Raw genomic sequence first — 2,493 nt, 5'->3', positions numbered from 1 at the left:
TTTCGTTCAGTTTTCAAAGAACTACTTAGTCGCTCATTTGCGACTTCCTTATGTTAACACTTTCGTTAATTGATGTCAACTAAGTTTTTTATTTCGTTTGTCGCTTTCGACGTTAATGTCATCGGCGACTTGTTCTATATTACACCTCTAAAGTATAATCGTCAATACGTTTTTTAAAAAACTTTATATTTTATAGATTTCATTTACGTATTTCTTCTATAAGTTATATACAAGCATCCCACAGAACAATCTATGGGGTGCTCTTCTACCATAAAAACTATTGTTCTTTCGACGGCACCGAACAACTTCCATCAGTACAAGAAAGATCGCTTCCACCCTCTGAAGAAAGTTCTTGCAACTTAGGTGCAGGATTCTCTTCTTCCCACACTTGCTGAAGTGCACCAACAAAAGTTTCAAGTGGTTGTGCACCTGAAATAGCATACTTTTGATTAATAATAAAATAAGGCACTCCCGAAATTTGATATTGCTGAGCAATCGCTTCATCAATTCTAACATCATTTGCATACGCATTTTTATCATTAATAACATTTAAAGATTCTTGCTTATCTAAACCTGAAGCTTCAGCGATAGTAGCAAGTGTATCCACATCGCTTAAATTTTTCGATTCAGTGAAATATGCAAAAAGTAAATTTTCTGTAATCTCTTTTTCTTTCCCTTGATTCTTTGCAAACTTAGCAAGACGATGCGCATCAAAAGTATTAGTCGGCTTCATCTCATCAAAATTAAAACTTAAACCCATACTAGCTGCATGATTTCCTAACTGTACGTTATTACGCTTAGCTTCTTCAATACTAATTCCATACTTTGATGCAAGTACTTCATTAATACTTGTTCCAGAATAGATTGGAGCATTTTGGTCTAATTCAAAACTTTTAAACTCAACTTCAACATCCTTCTTATGTGGAAATTGTTCTAAAGCCATCTCTAATCTACGTTTCCCAATATAGCAAAATGGACATACAAAATCCGACCATACTTCAATTTTCATAAAAAACACCTCATTAACATTTAGTTTTCAATCATTGTAGCACTGAGATTAAGGAATTCAAAAGTTTTTGCTCTATCTCCTTCATATAGTACATACAAAAACACACTTATAGCAGAATACCTAATTAACAAAAAAACGATAATCAAAAGGATTAACTATTATCCCTCCGATTATCGTCTATATAAATGCAACAACTTTAATTATGCCGGAATATACTTCCCTACGAACTTCCATACAGTATTCCAATATTTATTCGAATCTACTTTCTCCGCTTCTCCATGTCCAGCACCTGGAACAATTAATTTCTCTTTTTCTACTTTTGCAGCATTATATACTTCATCTAACATTTCAAAAGGAACGAATGTATCAGCATCCCCATGAATGAACAGCATAGGTGTTTTACTTTTCGCTACTTGTTTTACAGCTGAAGCCTCTTCTAAATCGTAACCAGCTCTTAATTTAGTAACCGTATTTGCCGCATTCATAACAGGAAACTTCGGTAAATGGAATAAATCTTTTAGTTGATAAGTAAATTCATCAATAACAGTTGAGTATCCACAATCTTCAATAATAACTTTAACATTAGAAGGTAAATCTTCTCCTGAAGTCATCATTACAGTTGCCCCGCCCATTGAAACACCAAATAGAGCTATTTCAGCATTAGGGTCTTTCTTCAAGATTTGTTGAATCCAAATCAAAACATCTTTACGATCATGCCAGCCCATACCAACATAATCCCCTTCACTATTTCCGTGCCCACGAAGGTCTGGTGCTATGACATTATAACCTTGTTCATAAAAGTTACGAACATATTTCGTCATTTCTGATGCTCTACCATTGTATCCATGAACTACAATTGCCCATTTATGACTAGATGGTTCATTCATATATTCATAACCTTTTAAATTTAATTTATCGAAAGAACGTATAGTTAATGTGTTAGGTTTATACTTCGATACGAAGTTTGCATTCTTTTCTTCATTTGCAGCCATTACATCTCCCGATGCATTTACCGTTTCTACTAAATGAGGATTATCTTGCAAAAATTCTTTTTCTTGTTTCGCATTTAACGCATAGTTATAAAAATAATTTCCAACTAACATATACACGATTACTAGCAGGACTAAGACTACTATAGTAATTATACTTATCTTTTTCATATTATCTCCTTTTCTAACTTAAATCTTCTTATATTAAAGTACATCAAAAACAACTGTACTATTTTAACACACTGATGAATCCTATCTTTAAGAAATAAAATAGAAAATCTTAAATTACATATAAAGAATCACGAAAGAAATTGAATAAAACTTATATAGCTACGTACTCAAAAATCTTTTTGAAAAGCGAGAAGCACTTCAAAATATTTAGCTTTGAAAAAAAGTTATAAAACACAAAAAAGACGAGTCATTCTGACTCGTCTTAAAGTTGCTTGGCGACGTCCTACTCTCACAGGGACAAGGTCCCAACTACCATCGGCGCTA

The 2,493-nt window shown here is 33.1% G+C and carries 2 protein-coding genes; both read right to left on the bottom strand.

Annotated elements, in window-relative coordinates; translation table 11 throughout:
- Positions 1–277: 277 nt before the first annotated feature.
- Positions 278–1,009 (bottom strand): DsbA family oxidoreductase, encoded by a 732-nt coding sequence (locus tag BLT20_RS29945; protein ID WP_000687943.1) that lies wholly within the window; start codon positions 1,007–1,009, stop codon positions 278–280.
- A gap of 200 nt (positions 1,010–1,209) precedes the next feature.
- On the bottom strand, positions 1,210–2,169 hold the full coding sequence (locus BLT20_RS29940; protein ID WP_000723979.1) for an alpha/beta hydrolase: 960 nt from the start codon (positions 2,167–2,169) through the stop codon (positions 1,210–1,212).
- Positions 2,170–2,493: the final 324 nt, after the last annotated feature.

Origin of the sequence: Bacillus sp. cl96, assembly GCF_900100505.1 — a bacterium.
Lineage (GTDB): Bacteria > Bacillota > Bacilli > Bacillales > Bacillaceae_G > Bacillus_A > Bacillus_A cereus.
Note: the sequence above shows the minus strand (reverse complement) of the source record. Positions and strands in the feature narration are given on the sequence as shown.